This is a genomic window from Bradyrhizobium sp. Y36 (assembly GCF_002531575.1).
GTDB lineage: Bacteria > Pseudomonadota > Alphaproteobacteria > Rhizobiales > Xanthobacteraceae > Bradyrhizobium.
In genome coordinates this window covers 308,001-323,061 of sequence record NZ_NWTI01000004.1, presented here as the reverse complement: position 1 = coordinate 323,061, position 15,061 = coordinate 308,001, and the positions used below count along the sequence as shown (strand labels likewise).

Below are 15,061 nucleotides of genomic sequence, written 5' to 3'. Positions count from 1 at the left end.
AACGCAAGCACCCGCGTTGCCGCCGCTACGGCTGTCCGGATCCGCCGGCGGCGCCATAGACCTGACCGGTCGCATAACTGGCATCGGCGGCGGCAAGCTGCACGTAGATCGAGGCGAGCTCGACTGGCTGGCCGGGACGGCCGAGCGGCGTCATGCCGCCGAACTTTTCCAGCTTCTCCATCGTGGCCCCGCCGGAGACCTGGAGCGGCGTCCAGATAGGTCCGGGCGCGACGCCATTGACGCGGATGCCTTTCGAGGCGAGCTGCTTGGCCAGCGACTTCACATAGTTCATCGTCGCCGCCTTGGTCTGCGCATAGTCGTAGAGATCGGGCGAGGGATCATAGGCCTGCTCGGAGGTGGTGCCGATGATGCAAGAGCCGGGCTTGAGATGCCGCAGCGCCGCCTTGATGATCCAGAACGGGGCGTAAATGTTCGTCTTCATGGTGGCGTCGAAATCTTCCGACGACACGTCGAGGATGGAGGCGCGGGTCTGCTGCCGGGCTGCGTTGTTGACGATGATGTCGAGGCCGCCGAGGCCCTGCACCGCCTGCTCGACCAGCTTGCCGCAGAAAGCCTCGTCCTTGAGATCGCCCGGGATCGCAACTCCGGTGCGCCCTTCCTTCTTGATCAGCGCGATCACCTCCTGTGCGTCGGGTTCTTCCGCCGCCAGATAGTTGATGGCGACGTCGGCGCCCTCGCGGGCATAGGCGATCGCGGCAGCGCGGCCCATGCCGGAATCACCGCCCGTGATCAGGGCCTTGCGGCCGGCGAGCCGGCCGGAGCCTTTGTAACTGGTCTCGCCATGGTCGGGCTGCGGCTCCATCTTGCCGGCAAGACCCGGCCAGGGCTGCGATTGCTTCTTGAACGGCGGCTTCGGGTAGCGGCTGACGGGGTCGATCAGATTCTGCTCGGCCATGGGCGTATCTCCTTTTGCTGTCGAAGATGCCAGTGACGTGACGGCAAGCGTTGCGCCCGCGGCATGCACGAGATGCCGGCGGGTCATCGACGTCTTGCTCTGTTGCGTCATGGGGATCTCCGCGATGTCGCAAAGCCAACGTGCGGAGCGGGGCATCGTTGCTAAAACGCAAAGGACACCGGCGAGACCGGTGTCCTTTGTCGGTTTTGATCCGAGTTACTTGGACTGGCCGACGCTCGGCGCCTTGCCGAGATTCTTGGCCATGTCGAGGTGATGTTTCAGGGCAGGCAACGTCTTGCCGGCCCAATTCTTGAGGTCGGCATTGTCGCCGCCCTTGGCGTAACGCTCGAACAGCGAGACGGCGTCTTCATGGGCGCTGATCTGATAGGAATTGTAGTCCGAGCTGAAGTCCTTGCCGTTTGCGTTCTTCAGCTTGTCGAGCTTGCTCTGGTGCGAGCTGTCGAGCTGCGTCGGAAGCGTCGCCTGCACCTTCTTGTCGCTGACCAGACCCTTGAGCTCGGTGCTGGTCTTGGTGTGATCGGTAATCATCTGCTGCGCGAAGGATTTCTCCTCCGCATTGCCCTTCTGGGCGGCGAGCTTGCTCGATTCGATCTCGAACATGTCGCTGATGGCGACCTCCTTGACGAAGTCGGCGGTCGCAGGTGCGACGCCAAGCGCCGAGTTGACGCCGGTCTTCTCGCCCAGCGACTGGGCGAGCGCGGGGCCTGCGAGAAGTACGCAGGCAAGGGCAATGACGGTCCGTTTCATGCTAGTCCCTCTAATTGGGCGCGCAGCGCCGTGCCGCGCGATGTTGCGCCGATCAACACGCCGCCCGGGCCGAGGTTCCTAAGCGCTAATCCGTCGGGTTTCGCCCGGTGCGCGGATTGATGGGATCGGTCGGCTTGCGCCGCAGCCGCTCGGGCAGGAACGGCTCGGCGGGAGAAGCCGTGGCGTCGGCGCGCACGTCGGCATGGCGCTGCGCGCGTTCATGCGGCGTCTTGTTGTCGTTGAAGTGCTGCTTCACGTCGACGCCGTCGACGGGATCGTTGACGCCATGCTGGATGTCGCGGAAGTCGCTCATGGTTCATTCCTTTCCGGGCAGGATGGTTTCGAGCACCTGCCGCGCGGCGCCCTTGATGACGCTGGTCTCGTTCGGGTCACCCTTCATCAGCGCGAGGGAAAAATTCTTTGCCTGTTGAAGCGTGATGTGCGGCGGCAGCGGCGGCACTTCGGGGTCGGTCTTCACCTCCAGCACGACGGGCATCTCGCATCCCAACGCCTGTTCCCAGGCCGAGCCGAGCAATTCCGGGCTGTCGACGAAGATTCCGCGCAGGCCGACGAGCTCGGCGAAGCGGGAATAGGAGACGTTGGGGATGCGCTGCGAGGCTTCGAATTTGGGATCGCCGTTGATGATGCGCTGCTCCCATGTCACCTGGTTGAGGTCCTCGTTGTTGAAGACGCAGACGACCAAGCGCGGGTCGCGCCAGGATCGCCAGTATTTCGCGGCGGTGATCAGCTCGGCCATGTTGTTCATCTGCATCGCGCCGTCGCCGACGAGGGCGATCACGGGGCGATCGGGATGGGCGTATTTCGCAGCGAGCGCATAAGGCACTGCTGCTCCCATCGAGGCGAGGCCACCGGAGAGCGAGGCGATCATGCCGCGCCGCATCTTCAGATCGCGCGCGAACCAGTTGGCGCAGGAGCCGGAATCGCTGGTGATGATGGCGCGGTCGGGCAGGCGCGGGGACAATTCCCAGGCCACGAGCTGCGGATTGACCGGCGCGGCAGGCTGATGTGCCCGGCCATCCAGCGTCTTCCACCATGTCGCGACGTCCTCCTCGATGCCCCGGCGCCAGGCGCCGTCGCTCCTTGGCTTCAATCGCGGCAGCAAGGCGCGCAGCGTCTCGGCGGCATCGCCGACGAGGCCGACCTCCATGGGAAAGCGGATCGACATCATGCTGGCGTCGATATCGATCTGAACGCCGCGCGCGGCGCCCTCCTTCGGCAGGAACTCGGCGTAGGGAAAGGCCGAGCCGACCATCAGCAGCGTGTCGCATTCCATCATCATGTTGTAGCTGGGCTCGGTGCCGAGGAGGCCGATCGAGCCGGTGACCCATGGCAGGTCGTCGGGCAGCGCGGCCTTGCCGAGCAGCGCCTTGGCGCAGCCGGCCGACAGGCGGTCGGCGACGGCGATCACCTCGTCGGTGGCGCCGACTGTGCCGGCGCCGACCAGCATCGCGACCTTCTTGCCGGCGTTGAGCACCTCCGCGGCGCGATCGAGATCGTCCTCGCGCGGCATGATGCTGGGGGCGCTGTAGCCGATGCCGGAATGCAGGGTGCCGTGTGCGCGGGGCGGGCTTTCGTAAGGCTCTTCCTGCAAGTCGTTGGGCAGGATGATCACGGTGGGCGTCCGCCGCGCCAGCGCGATCCGGACCGCGCGGTCGATCAGGTGCCGCACCTGTGCGGGCGAGGAGGCTTGCATCACGTAGGCACCCGCGACGTCCTTGAACATCGAGAGCAGGTCGAGCTCCTGCTGATAGTGTCCGCCGAGCGCGCTGCGAGCCTGCTGGCCGACGATCGCGAGCACCGGCTGGTGATCGAGCAACGCATCGTAGAGCCCGGTGATGAGGTGCGAGGCGCCGGGACCTGAGGTTGCGATGCAGACGCCGAGCCGGCCGGAGAATTTCGCATAGGCGCTGGCCATGAAGGCCGCCATCTCCTCGTGCCGCGCCTGCACGAAGCCGATCTCGCATTCCTTGCCTTGGGCCCGGTTCATCGCGCCGAACACGCCGTTGATGCCGTCACCGGGGTAACCGAAGATGTGGCGCACGCCCCATTGATGCAGACGCTGGACGATGAAGTCGGAAACGGTCTGGGACATCGCGCGGCCCTTGGCTGTGTATGAAGTTCAGAGAACCGCTCCTTCCCTGCGATGTTCCTGGCCGCCGCCGGGGAACATCGATCCCGGAACGATCGCTCGCGCACCCGGTTGGTTCACATTGGCTGAGTGGAGGATCGAGATGCTGAATCAAAGCGAGCTGGGCCGCAGCGAAATGGAACGGCTGATCGGCAGCGACAAGGTGGAGGGAACGTCGGTCTACGGCGCCGATCGCAACCGGATCGGTTCGATCGAACGCGTGATGATCGACAAGGTGAGCGGCAGGGTGTCGTACGCCGTGCTCGGCTTCGGAGGATTTCTGGGCCTCGGCAACGACCACTATCCGTTGCCCTGGCAGTCGTTGAAGTACGACACGGAGCTTGGCGGCTATGTCACCGGCATCACCGCCAACGCGCTGGAGGGCGCGCCGAAATACGCCGAGCGAAGCGACTGGAACTGGGGCGACGATGCCGCGATGCGCGGCGTCAACGCCTATTACGGAGTTCCCTTCGCCTGAACCGCGTCATGGAAAGGAAAATCGATGAGCAAGGAACGCCCCACCGACGATCCCCGGCATCAGAACGACTGGGGATCGCATGCCCAGACGGACAAGCCCTGGAAGGGTAACCCGGAAAAGGAGCAGAAGCCGCGCGAGGTGAAGCCCGATCTCGAAAAGTGGCAGGAGACCAAGACGCATTGACGATGCGCTGAACAACACCAGGGGAGGCGCGTCCGTGTCTCCCCGGCGTCGGCAGGCGACCGGTAATCGTGGAATCCGGTGCGCTTGATGACGCGCCCGCCCGGTTCAACCCACCGCTTCCTTTCGCCCCGGCCCCGCATGCACATGCACCTGCTTGGCATGCAGCGGCTCGCCGCACTCCGAGCAGACCATCACGGGGTCGAACAGCTTGCCGCAACTCTTGTGCTCGTGCAGCAGCGGGCGGCCGCGCTCGTCGCCCATGTGGGTGTCGCCCCAATGCACCATGGCCATAATGATCGGGTAGAGATCGAGCCCCTTCTGGGTGAGGATGTATTCGTAGCGCTTGGGCGCGTCCGAATAGGGCACGCGGCGCAGGATGCCTGAGCGCACCAGCTTCTTCAGCCGCTCCGAGAGCAGATGACGCGTGATCTGGAGCGAGGATTGAAACGCCTCGAACCGGCGCACGCGCAGGAAACATTCGCGCAGGATCAGCAGCGTCCAGCGATCGCCGACCACGGCAATGGTGCGGGAGAGCGAGCACTGCTCTTCGTCCAGCGTGTCCCATTTCATGGTCGGTCTCCGGCTCAGGTCAAGTCAGTCAGAAAAAGGAACTGACTTGAATACTCAAAGGTATTTCTGGACAAAGCTAACATCCGGAGTGGAGGTTTGACAGTTCTATTTTAGAACTATAGCCTCCCTTTCATCACACCGCGCTCACCGGAGGAGGCGACCTTGCCTAAGCGAAACGCGACAGCCGCCGTGATCGGGGCCGGCGATTTCATCGGCTCGGAGATCGCCAAGAAGTTTGCGGCTGAGGGGTTCACGGTCTTCACCGGCCGCCGCAACGGCGACAAGCTGACGCCGCTGGTGAAGGACATCGAGGCCTCGGGCGGGGAGATCCACGCGCGTTCGCTCGATGCGCGGAAAGAGGAGGAGGTCGTCTCCTTCCTCAACGACGCCGACACGCATGCGCCGCTCGAGGTCTGCATCTTCAACGTCGGCGCCAACGTCAATTTCCCGGTTCTCGACACCACCGAGCGCGTGTTTCGCAAGGTGTGGGAGATGGCGTGCTATTCCGGCTTCCTCGCCGGCCGCGAAGCGGCGCGGCTGATGCTGCCGCGCGGCGGCGGCAACATCTTCTTCACCGGCGCAACGGCGAGCTTGCGCGGCGGCAGCGGTTTTGCCGCCTTCGCCAGCGCCAAGTTCGGCCTGCGCGCGGTGGCGCAGGCGATGGCGCGCGAGCTCGGTCCGAAGAACATCCATGTCGCCCATCTCATCATCGATTCCGGCGTCGACACCGAATGGGTGCGGCAGCGCCGGCTGGAGGCGCTCGGTCCGAACGCGCTCGACAATCCTGATCTCCTGATGCCGCCGGCCGCGGTCGCGGATGCCTATTGGCAGCTCTACCGGCAGCCGAAGAGCGCCTGGACCTTCGAGATGGAGATCCGCCCGTTCGGAGAGAAATGGTGACCGCGGCCCGAAAGTCCGGCTAGAGCGTTTTCGAGCGAAGTGGATACCGGTTCGCGGGAAGAAAGCGCGTCAAAACAAGAATCTAGAGCCCCGTTCCGATTTCATCGGAACGGAAACGGCTCTAGACTGAATCAACTCAAGCAAAATTCCGGGGAGGTATTTAAGTGAAGACCGCGATCACCGAACTGTTCGGCATCGAGCATCCCATCATCCAGGGCGGCATGCATTTCGTCGGCTTTGCCGAGCTTGCCGCCGCCGTCTCCAATGCCGGCGGGCTTGGCATCATCACGGGTCTGACGCAGAAGACGCCGGAATTGCTCGCCAAGGAGATCGCGCGTTGCCGCGACATGACCGACAAGCCGTTCGGCGTGAACCTCACCTTCCTGCCGACCTTCGCGGCGCCGCCTTATCCCGAATACATCGCGGCCATCGTCGAAGGCGGCATCAAGGCGGTGGAGACCGCGGGCCGCAGCCCGGAAGCCTACATGCCGGCGCTGAAGGCGGCCGGCATCAAGGTCATTCACAAATGCACCTCGGTTCGCCACTCGCTGAAGGCCGAGCGCATCGGCTGCGACGCCGTCAGCGTCGACGGTTTCGAATGCGGCGGTCATCCCGGCGAGGACGACATTCCCAACATGATCCTGCTGCCGCGTGCGGCGGAGGAATTGAAGATTCCGTTCGTCGCCTCCGGCGGCATGGCGGACGGGCGCAGCCTCGTCGCGGCGCTGTCGCTGGGCGCGGCCGGCATGAACATGGGCACCCGCTTTATCGCGACCAAGGAAGCACCCGTCCATCAGAACGTGAAGAACGCGCTGGTCGCGGCAACCGAGCTCGACACCCGCCTGATCATGCGCTCCTTGCGCAACACCGAGCGCGTGCTGCGGAACGCCAATGTCGACCGCCTCATCGAGATCGAGCGCGAGAAGGGCGACAAGCTGACGATCGACGACATCCACGACCAGGTCGCGGGCGTCTACCCCAGGATCATGCTGGAGGGCCAGATGGACGCCGGCGCCTGGAGCTGCGGCATGGTCGCCGGGCTGATCCACGACATCCCCTCCTGCAAGGAGCTGGTCGATCGGATCATGGCTGAGGCGGAACAGATCATCCGCAGTCGTCTGATGGGGTTCCTGGATGGGACGGCGACGACGCGAAAGGTCGCCTGACACCGCCAAACTTCTTAACCAACACGGGAACTGACCGCTGGAATTGGCCGCGACGCCTCCTAAATAAGGATAAAATAGCCCTTTCATAATCAATTTCAGGAGGCATCCGTGGTCCTGAAGAGCGTTCATTTTGCAGTTGCCGTTGCCCTCGTGGTCGCATGGGGCGGCATCGCGCGCGCTGACGACTACAAGCCAGACGAATATCTCGGTCTCGATCTCTCCAAGGCGGTATTGTCGCCGAAGCGGCTCGGGCCCGAGACGCAGTTCGCACCGGTCGCGCTCGAAGCGCGCGGCGGCAATGAGGCGCAGGCACGCGCGGAGCCCGTCGATGTGCCGAAGAAGGTTGCGGCCGAACGTGTTCGCGTGAGCGAGCCGAAGATCGCGCATGCCAGGCCCGCCCAGCCGCGCGGGGTGGCCCGCAGCAAGCTCGCGCATCGCCACGGCAACCCGCTCGACGCGCAGGCGATGGATACCCGTATCCAGACCTGGCCGTGCCGCAGCGGCGGCATCTGCAACTGGAAGCACTAGGCGCATACTTGCTTGCGTTGTGATCGATCTTTGCGGCGTCGATTGAGACGACGCGACAGGACGACATTCGATGTCCGACGTCCGCTATCGATGCCTGCTGGCAGTGTGTGGTCTGGGTGTCTTGAACTTCCTCGCCTTCGTGATTGTGGCGGTCGCAATCGGAGGTGACGCCTACAATGGCAGGATCGTCGGGAATCATTTCTATGTCGCTGAACATGGAAAGTTCACCGAGGTCAGCGAGGCTGTGTACACCTATAGTTTGTGGCACGTGCGCAGCGTCTTCATCACGCATCCCCTCGCCATGTTGACCGGTTACCTTGCGAAAATGGAGCAGCAGGCGAGAACGGCGGCGAGACGCTCGCCCGGCCGTGATCAAATCGGCACGCTCCCGAATTCAACCTAGAGCGGGCCACGGCCGTCATTTTCGCGTCGCAAAACCGTAGGCCTGGGGTCAAGAAACCGTCAGCCGGGAGTCAAACGGCGCAGGCACCTTCCGTCGCGATTCGACGAAGGTTTCCTGAATGGCATCGCTCCGCGCATCGTGCGCATGGACCCGGCGGCAATTCCTGGTCCGCTCGACCTCCAGTCTCGCCGTCGCCTCGCTCGGCACACTCGCCGCGCCACACCTCAGCCGCGCCGCCGACCGGCCGCAGATCGCAGGCGGTCTTCAATCCGGCGATGTCTCTGGCGACTCCGCCGTGATCTGGGCGCGCACCGACCGGCCCGCGCGGATGCAGGTGGAATGCTCGACCGTCGAGAGTTTCAAGACCATCATCGCGTCGGCTTCGCGCGACGCTCTGCCCGACGCCGATTTCACCTCGAAGCTGCTGCTGAGCGATCTGCCGCCCGGACAGGACATCTTCTATCGCGTGCGCTTCGACGACATCGCCACCGGCCTTGCCGGCGAAAGCCGCGTCGGCCATTTCCGCACCGCGCCGGCCGCGGGCCGGTCGATCTCGTTCGTGTGGTCGGGTGATGTCGCGGGACAGGGCTGGGGCATCGACATCTCGCGCGGCGGCTATCGCAGCTATCGCACCATGCTCGACAACCGCCCGGATTTCTTCATCCATTCCGGCGATCACATCTACGCCGACTGCACGATTCCCGCCGAGCAGGCGCTGCCGAACGGCGAGACCTGGCGCAATCTCGTGACCGAGGAGAAGTCCGAAGTCGCGCACACGCTGGCGCAGTTTCGCGGCAACTACAAATACAACCATCTCGACGATCATTTCCGCGCCTTCCACGCTGAAGTCCCGATGTTCGCGCAATGGGACGACCACGAGGTCAGCAACGACTGGTCGCCCGCGGGCACTTTCGACGATTCCGGCCATGAGGATGACGGCACGCCGCGGCTGGTCGCGCGTGCCCGGCGCGCCTTCTTCGACTTCATGCCGATCCGCGACATCGGCGCGCGGCAGGGCCGGGTCTATCGCAAGATCGCCTATGGTCCGCTGCTGGACGTCTTCATGATCGACATGCGCAGCTACCGCGACGAGAGCTGGAACAAGGGCAATGACAAGCGCGGCTGGATCCTCGGCGCCGAGCAGCTCGCCTGGCTCAAGCGCGAGCTCGCCGCCTCGCGCGCGACCTGGAAGGTGATCGCGGCCGACCTGCCAATCGGCCTGATCAGTCTGGACGCCGTCGCGCTCGGCGACGGGCTGCCCGACCGGCGCGAGCACGAGATCGCCGACCTGCTCAGCTCGATCAAGCGCGCGAGCGTGCGCAACGTCGTCTGGCTCACTGCGGACATGCACTACACCGCCGCGCATTACTACGATCCGAACCGGGCGCAGTTTCAGGATTTCGAGCCGTTCTGGGAGTTCGTCTCCGGCCCGCTGCATGCCGGCAGCTGGGGCCCGGGCGAGCTCGACAACACCTTCGGTCCGGCCGCGATGTACCAGAACGGCTGCAGCGCCGCGCAAGGCGAGAACCTTGCGCCATGCTTCGGACTGCAATTCTTCGGCCGCGTCGACATCGATGGCAAGAGCGGCGTGATGACCGTGACCTTGAAGGACGTCGACAACCGCGACCTCTGGTCGGTCGACATCGTGCCGCAGCGGCAGGCACGGCCCGCCGTGGTCGCGCAGCATTCGTGAGGGGGCGTACGACGCCTTGCCGCGTCGTCATGCCCGGGCTTGTCCCGGGCATCCACGTTCTTCGTGCCGCGGACCAGGGCGTGGATGGCCGGGACAGGCCCGCCATGACGGCGGGATGCATCGCGCGCACCTAACCCGATCTTGATTGGCGGCCGTCCGCCGTCCTCGCTATACTTGCGTCTCCCGCCACGTCTTTTCCATCACCGAAGAGTCTGTTCCTCGCGGCCTCACCGCGCGACCGGCGGGACGCAATATGTCAGGAGCCTGTTCATGGACAATCTGAAGACACAGGGCATCAGCATGCCCAAGCTCGGCCTCGGCACCTTCCGCATGCAGGGCGACGCCTGCCGCGCCGCGGTCGAGAGCGCGCTGTCGATCGGCTATCGCCACATCGACACCGCCGAGATGTACGCGAACGAGGAGCCGATCGGGTCAGCGATCGCGGCATCCCGCCTGCCGCGGAACGAGCTGCACATCACCACCAAGGTCTGGCACGAGAACCTCAATCCCGATGCGATCCGCCGCGCCTTCGACGCCAGCCTGACCAAGCTCAGGCTCGACCATGTCGACCTCTATCTCGTGCACTGGCCATCGACATCGGCGAATTGGGGCGCGGTGTTCGAGACCTTGATGAAGCTGAAGGAGGAGGGGCGTACGCGCGCCCTCGGCGTTGCGAACTTCACCACGGCGCTGCTCAAAATCGCGGTCGAGGAGGTCAAGGCGCCGATCGCCTGCAACCAGATCGAATATCACGCCATGCTCGATCAATCGAAGGTGCTGGCCTATCTCAAGGTCAAGTCGATCCCGCTGGTGGCCTATTGTCCGCTGGCGCAGGGCAAAATTGCTTCCGATCCGGTGCTCGGTGAGATCGGCGCCAGGCACAACGCGACCGCGGCGCAAGTGGCGCTGAAATGGCTGCTCGACCAGGACGGCGTCGCCGCGATCCCGAAAGCCTCGCGCCGTGAGAGCCAGCAGGCCAATCTCGATGCGCTGAAGATCACGCTCGACGATGCCGACCGCCAGAAGATCGCCGCGCTGCCGAAGGACAGGCGCTGCGTCAATCCAGGCTTTGGGCCGGCGTGGGACTAGCTTCTATCTACGCGCGCATGGCAACAAGCGTAGGGTGGACAAAGGCGCACTTGCGCCGTGCCCACCCTCTCTCCTCAATCACTTTGGAAGCGGTGGGCACGCTTCGCTTTGCCCACCCTACGAGACTGACGATGCGCAAAGAAAATGGCCCCGTGAGGGGCCATTTCCATATGCGTTCTCAGTTAGTCCCAGTGGCGATGGCTGCGCTTGATCACCACGACCTTGTCGCGATGGTGGCCGCGATGCCAGCCGTAGTCGCGATGCCCGCGGAATTCGGCGCGGGCGCCGTACGGGCCGTGATGATGATGGTGATAGCCGCCGCGCTTGATCACCACAGTCTCCGCACTTGCCAGCGTCGGCGCCGCGATCGCGAGCGCGCCCAGGGCCGCAACCACATAACCAAGCTTCTTCATGATGTCCTCCTCCAATCGAATGCAGATTTAAACCGCGCATTCACGCGAACGTTCCGGAGGAACTGCGGGAGAATTCTGAACGGCTGTTCAGACAGGGCATGCTCGTGCAAGCGCAGAGCGGTGTTTCGAAAAGCGCGCGCGAGTGCAGCGCTCAGTCGCAGCGGTGTTGTGTCGGTGTCGGCGCGGCCGTCGCAACGTATTTGCCGTCCTTGATCGTGTACTCGCCGCGCTCGCTGCGATTGTAGATCGCGCGCAGGCTGCCGTCCTTCGCCAGCAGCAGCCCGAACTCACGCGCCTGGCGCAGAGAGGGGAAGTACACCGTGACATTGAGCAGGCCCTCGGCGTTCACCGTGGCCGACACCACCTCGTTCTCGTCCCTGGCATCGCCGAAGTCGCGCCGGTACATCACCCGGCCGTCCTTCCGGATCTCGTAGGTCAGGAGCGCGCCCTTGTCGCGGTCGGGCCTCGCCGCGCAGTCGACCGCCCATGAGCCGAGCAGGCCCCATTGCTCGACCGTCGCAGCCAGCGTCTCGGCACCTGCCGTGGGGCAGGTCGCCGCCCACAGCATCGCTGCCGCGATTCCGCGGCTCAAACCACGTGTCATGTCCTGAAAGAACCCCGCCTCGAAGAATTCCAATGTAGCATCCCGCCCGCTTCCGTCCATGGCCGCCCCCGATCGCTCGCGAATTTGATCCGCGTCAATGAGGGCGGTCTTTTCCGGGCTAGGATGGCGTTTCCCGAAGGCGAACCTGGATAGAGCAATGCTGAATCAAGTCATGGATTTTGCGGGCGAAGTGCTGCCGGGGAGCTGTGCCGTGCCGCCGTATTCCGAGACCGAGTTTCTGAGTGAGCTGGGTGATCGCCTGCGGTCCTCGCGCATGCGCTGCGACCTGTCGCGCCGCGAGCTGGCCCGCCGTTCCGGGATTTCCGAGCGCTATATCGCCCAGATCGAGGCCGGCAAGGGCAACGTCTCGATCGTGCTTCTGCTGAGGCTCGCCTCCGCGATCCACGGCAGCCAGCCCCAGGCGGCCTGACGCTTCGAGGTGACCGGCATGGGGCAGCTCGTTCTCGCCGCCAAGGTCACCCATGTTCCATCATTGATGCTGTCCGAGCTGTCAGGCAGCCCGCTGCGCGATGCGCGCGAGCCGGCAATCAGCTCCTTGCGGGAGCTCGGCCGGCGGGCGCAAGAGCGCGGCGTTACCTGCTTCGTCGTGTTCGACACCCACTGGCTCTCCAACTTCGGCTACCACATCAACGCGAATGCGCGGCATCGCGGCTCGTTTACGAGCCACGAGGCGCCGCACATGATCCGGGATCTGCGCTACGATCTGCCGGGTGATACGAAGCTGGCCGAGGCCATCGCCGGCAGGGCCGGGGATGCCGGCCTGAACGTGATCGCCCATCAGGTGGCCAGCCTCGGGCTCGAATACGGCACCATCGTGCCGATGCACTACATGAACCCGGACGGGTTTGCGAAGGTGGTCTCGGTCGCCTCGCCGCTGTTCACCTCGTTCGAGGAGAGCCGCATCCTCGGTGAGGCAACCCGCCGGGCGATCGACGAATCCGGCGAGCGGGTCGCGATCCTGGCCAGCGGTTCGCTCTCGCACCGGCTCTGGCCGAACAAGAAGCTCGGCCCCGAGGCGTGGACGTCGATCGCCAGCGAGTTCAACCGCCAGGTCGATCTGCGCGTGCTCGAGCTGTGGCAGAGCCGCCGCTACCGCGAATTCCTCGACATGCTTCCGGACTACGCCACCAAGTGCAACGGCGAAGGCGGCATGGCCGACACCATCATGCTGTTCGCCGCGCTCGGCTGGTACGACTATCAGGGCGCCGCCGAGCAGCTCTGCGATTACTTCCCGTCCTCCGGAAGTGGCCAGGTCAACGTGGAGTTTCACGTCGAGGCGTGAGGCCGCTCAGGCCCGTTTCTCCACATTGGCGCTGCGGGCGGGCACGCCGAACTCCTTGCGGCAGACCTCGGCCAGCACCGCGACACCTTCGCGGATCTGCTGATGCGTCGGACTCGCAAAGCACAGCCTGAGCCGGGAGGCGGAATGGCTCTTGTCGGTCGACCATTCCGGTCCCGGATTGATCGAGACGCCCGCGGCGAGCGCGGCCTGATAGAGCTTCAGCGTATCGACCTGGTCGGGCAGCTTCACCCACAGGAAGATGCCGCCCTTCGGCTCCTCGAATTCGGCGGCGGTGCCGAACTGTTCGTTCAGCGCCTCCATCAGCGTGTCGAGCTTGGTGCGCAGCGCCTTGGTCAGGGCCGGGACATGGCTTGCGAAATGCGGCTTGCAATAGGCGGCAAGCACCATCTGCTCCAGCGCACCGGAGCCCGCATCGGTCTTCAGCGCCAGCATCCGCGACATCACCGCCCAGGGCGCCACGATGAAGCCGACGCGCAAGGCCGGCGCGATCGATTTGGAGAACGAGCCGATATGGATCACGCCGCCGCTCTCGCTCATCGCGTGGATCGCCGGCGGCCGCTGTCCTGACCAGACGAGGTCGGCATAGCAATCGTCTTCGAAGATCGGCACGCCGTACTCTGTCGCGAGCCGCACCAGCTCGGCGCGGCGGCTCTCGGGCATGATGCTGCCGGTCGGGTTCTGCACGGTCGGGATGGTATAGATGTATTTCGGGCGGATGCCGCGGCTCTTGAGGTCGGCCAGCGTGGCGGCGAGCGCGTCCATGCGCATGCCGTCCTTGTCGAGGGGGACGCCCACCACATTGACGCCGAGCCGCGCCAGGCGGGTCAGCGAGCCCTGATAGCTGTCCTGCTCGAAGATCACGGTGTCGCCGCGCGTCAGCAGCGTGGCGTTGACGAGGTCGAGTGCCTGCAGCGAGCCGGAGACGATCAGGAGATCGTCGACGGTGCAGCTGATGCCGGCATCGCGCTTGAGTTTCGTCACCAGGAATTCGCGCAAGGGAAGATAGCCCTGCGGCCCATGCGCCAGCCCGTAAGTGGCGAGCGAGCGGCCCTCGCGCCGCAGCACCGCGTTGGTCGCCTCAATCAGCTCGTCGAGCGGGACCTGCTCGGAATCGTTGTTGCCGCCGACGAAGCTGTATTTGGCAAGGCCCGTCCAGCGCGCAGAGGGGGCAGGCAGCCCCGCCGGAAACAGGGGCGCGAAATCGAAGCTGGACGTCATGGGGGCGTTCCTCGTTTTGTTCTTGTTGAGCCAGTCGGCGTTGCACCGGCCAACCTTGTTTCTTGTTCTTGCCGGCCGTCCTGGTCGGACGGCCTTACTTCTTCGCCACCGTCCGGGTCGGACGGCCCTGGCTGATGAAAGCGTAATGCGCATTAACGACGCCGCCAACCATCAGGGCCTCGACCACGGGCTCGGCGATCTCGCCGGTCGCGGCCCAGTCGACCAGGAAATTGGCCCCGGTCCCGCCGCGCACGTCGTCGGTCGGAATGAAGATCGAGACGGTGGCCAGCGGCTTCAGCGCCACCTGGCCTTTCAGGTAGGACTCGACCTGCTTGCCTGCAGTGTCGAAATAGGCGATGCGTTTGATCACCAGCGGCTGGGTCTCGGAGGCGTTGTGAACACTCAAGGTCACCGAGAAGTCGACGCGCAGCTTGCCCTGGCTCATGGCCACGCTGGAGTAAGCCGGCACGTAGAACCCGCCGGAGACGACGAGTTCCTCCTTTGGCATTGCGGTGAGGGAATCGGCAAAGTTCTGTTCAATATTGACCTTGGATTGTGCGGCCGCGGGCACGGCAAAGGCGAGGGGGCATAGCAGCATTGCTGCGAGCAGCCCCTTTTGCATGTGACGAATTGCTCGCTTGCCGCGCCGCAACCTGTCT

19 protein-coding genes are annotated in these 15,061 nt (G+C 64.6%); 10 read left to right on the top strand and 9 right to left on the bottom strand.

Features of this window, described 5'->3' with window-relative positions; translation table 11 throughout:
* Nucleotides 1-25 precede the first annotated feature (25 nt).
* The 4 genes from CO669_RS10290 to CO669_RS10275 form a co-directional block, all read right to left on the bottom strand.
* A complete protein-coding gene (locus tag CO669_RS10290) occupies nucleotides 26-916 on the bottom strand; it encodes an SDR family oxidoreductase (RefSeq protein ID WP_198963949.1) in 891 nt (296 codons plus the stop codon).
* A 216-nt stretch (nucleotides 917-1,132) separates the two neighbouring features.
* The gene (locus CO669_RS10285) at nucleotides 1,133-1,684 is read right to left on the bottom strand and encodes a DUF4142 domain-containing protein (protein WP_097659684.1); all 552 of its coding nucleotides are present in this window, start codon (nucleotides 1,682-1,684) and stop codon (nucleotides 1,133-1,135) included.
* A gap of 85 nt (nucleotides 1,685-1,769) precedes the next feature.
* A complete protein-coding gene (locus CO669_RS10280) occupies nucleotides 1,770-1,997 on the bottom strand; it encodes a hypothetical protein (protein WP_097659683.1) in 228 nt (75 codons plus the stop codon).
* A 3-nt stretch (nucleotides 1,998-2,000) separates the two neighbouring features.
* Complete coding sequence (locus CO669_RS10275) at nucleotides 2,001-3,797, bottom strand: thiamine pyrophosphate-requiring protein (protein WP_097659682.1); 1,797 nt, start codon at nucleotides 3,795-3,797, stop codon at nucleotides 2,001-2,003.
* Between the two features lie 139 nt (nucleotides 3,798-3,936).
* Here CO669_RS10275 and CO669_RS10270 point away from each other — a divergent pair, with 139 nt between their 5' ends.
* Together CO669_RS10270 and CO669_RS35935 are read left to right on the top strand one after the other, a co-directional pair.
* Nucleotides 3,937-4,311: a PRC-barrel domain-containing protein gene (locus tag CO669_RS10270; protein WP_097659681.1), complete on the top strand. Its 375-nt coding sequence runs from the start codon at nucleotides 3,937-3,939 to the stop codon at nucleotides 4,309-4,311.
* A 24-nt stretch (nucleotides 4,312-4,335) separates the two neighbouring features.
* The gene (locus tag CO669_RS35935) at nucleotides 4,336-4,494 is read left to right on the top strand and encodes a hypothetical protein (protein ID WP_198963932.1); all 159 of its coding nucleotides are present in this window, start codon (nucleotides 4,336-4,338) and stop codon (nucleotides 4,492-4,494) included.
* 105 nt (nucleotides 4,495-4,599) lie between these two features.
* On the opposite strand, the gene CO669_RS10265 is transcribed toward CO669_RS35935, so the two are convergent.
* Nucleotides 4,600-5,064 (bottom strand): winged helix-turn-helix transcriptional regulator, encoded by a 465-nt coding sequence (locus CO669_RS10265; RefSeq protein WP_097659680.1) that lies wholly within the window; start codon nucleotides 5,062-5,064, stop codon nucleotides 4,600-4,602.
* Between the two features lie 162 nt (nucleotides 5,065-5,226).
* On the opposite strand from CO669_RS10265, the gene CO669_RS10260 reads away from it, so the two are divergent.
* From CO669_RS10260 to CO669_RS10230, 6 genes are all read left to right on the top strand, one after another.
* Complete coding sequence (locus tag CO669_RS10260) at nucleotides 5,227-5,964, top strand: SDR family oxidoreductase (protein ID WP_097659679.1); 738 nt, start codon at nucleotides 5,227-5,229, stop codon at nucleotides 5,962-5,964.
* 164 nt (nucleotides 5,965-6,128) lie between these two features.
* On the top strand, nucleotides 6,129-7,130 hold the full coding sequence (locus CO669_RS10250; protein WP_097659678.1) for an NAD(P)H-dependent flavin oxidoreductase: 1,002 nt from the start codon (nucleotides 6,129-6,131) through the stop codon (nucleotides 7,128-7,130).
* Nucleotides 7,131-7,238: 108 nt separating this feature from the next.
* Nucleotides 7,239-7,658, top strand: a complete 420-nt coding sequence (locus CO669_RS10245; RefSeq protein ID WP_097659677.1) for a hypothetical protein — start codon at nucleotides 7,239-7,241, stop codon at nucleotides 7,656-7,658.
* 70 nt (nucleotides 7,659-7,728) lie between these two features.
* Nucleotides 7,729-8,061: a hypothetical protein gene (locus CO669_RS10240; RefSeq protein ID WP_097659676.1), complete on the top strand. Its 333-nt coding sequence runs from the start codon at nucleotides 7,729-7,731 to the stop codon at nucleotides 8,059-8,061.
* 118 nt (nucleotides 8,062-8,179) lie between these two features.
* Nucleotides 8,180-9,754: an alkaline phosphatase D family protein gene (locus CO669_RS10235; protein WP_097659675.1), complete on the top strand. Its 1,575-nt coding sequence runs from the start codon at nucleotides 8,180-8,182 to the stop codon at nucleotides 9,752-9,754.
* 270 nt (nucleotides 9,755-10,024) lie between these two features.
* Entirely contained in the window at nucleotides 10,025-10,843 is an 819-nt protein-coding gene (locus CO669_RS10230) for an aldo/keto reductase (protein ID WP_097659674.1), read from the top strand.
* Between the two features lie 182 nt (nucleotides 10,844-11,025).
* On the opposite strand, the gene CO669_RS10225 is transcribed toward CO669_RS10230, so the two are convergent.
* The gene (locus CO669_RS10225) at nucleotides 11,026-11,256 is read right to left on the bottom strand and encodes a hypothetical protein (protein ID WP_063203543.1); all 231 of its coding nucleotides are present in this window, start codon (nucleotides 11,254-11,256) and stop codon (nucleotides 11,026-11,028) included.
* A gap of 151 nt (nucleotides 11,257-11,407) precedes the next feature.
* On the bottom strand, nucleotides 11,408-11,860 hold the full coding sequence (locus CO669_RS10220) for a hypothetical protein (protein WP_198963931.1): 453 nt from the start codon (nucleotides 11,858-11,860) through the stop codon (nucleotides 11,408-11,410).
* A gap of 157 nt (nucleotides 11,861-12,017) precedes the next feature.
* Between CO669_RS10220 and CO669_RS10215 the strand changes: the two genes are divergently transcribed.
* Together CO669_RS10215 and hpaD are read left to right on the top strand one after the other, a co-directional pair.
* Entirely contained in the window at nucleotides 12,018-12,290 is a 273-nt protein-coding gene (locus CO669_RS10215) for a helix-turn-helix domain-containing protein (RefSeq protein ID WP_174719210.1), read from the top strand.
* A gap of 18 nt (nucleotides 12,291-12,308) precedes the next feature.
* Nucleotides 12,309-13,163, top strand: a complete 855-nt coding sequence (gene hpaD / locus CO669_RS10210; protein ID WP_097659781.1) for a 3,4-dihydroxyphenylacetate 2,3-dioxygenase — start codon at nucleotides 12,309-12,311, stop codon at nucleotides 13,161-13,163.
* A 6-nt stretch (nucleotides 13,164-13,169) separates the two neighbouring features.
* Here hpaD and CO669_RS10205 read toward each other — a convergent pair whose 3' ends face one another.
* Together CO669_RS10205 and CO669_RS10200 are read right to left on the bottom strand one after the other, a co-directional pair.
* Nucleotides 13,170-14,402, bottom strand: a complete 1,233-nt coding sequence (locus CO669_RS10205; RefSeq protein WP_097659671.1) for an aminotransferase-like domain-containing protein — start codon at nucleotides 14,400-14,402, stop codon at nucleotides 13,170-13,172.
* Between the two features lie 94 nt (nucleotides 14,403-14,496).
* Nucleotides 14,497-15,024: a DUF3124 domain-containing protein gene (locus CO669_RS10200; RefSeq protein ID WP_198963948.1), complete on the bottom strand. Its 528-nt coding sequence runs from the start codon at nucleotides 15,022-15,024 to the stop codon at nucleotides 14,497-14,499.
* Nucleotides 15,025-15,061: the final 37 nt, after the last annotated feature.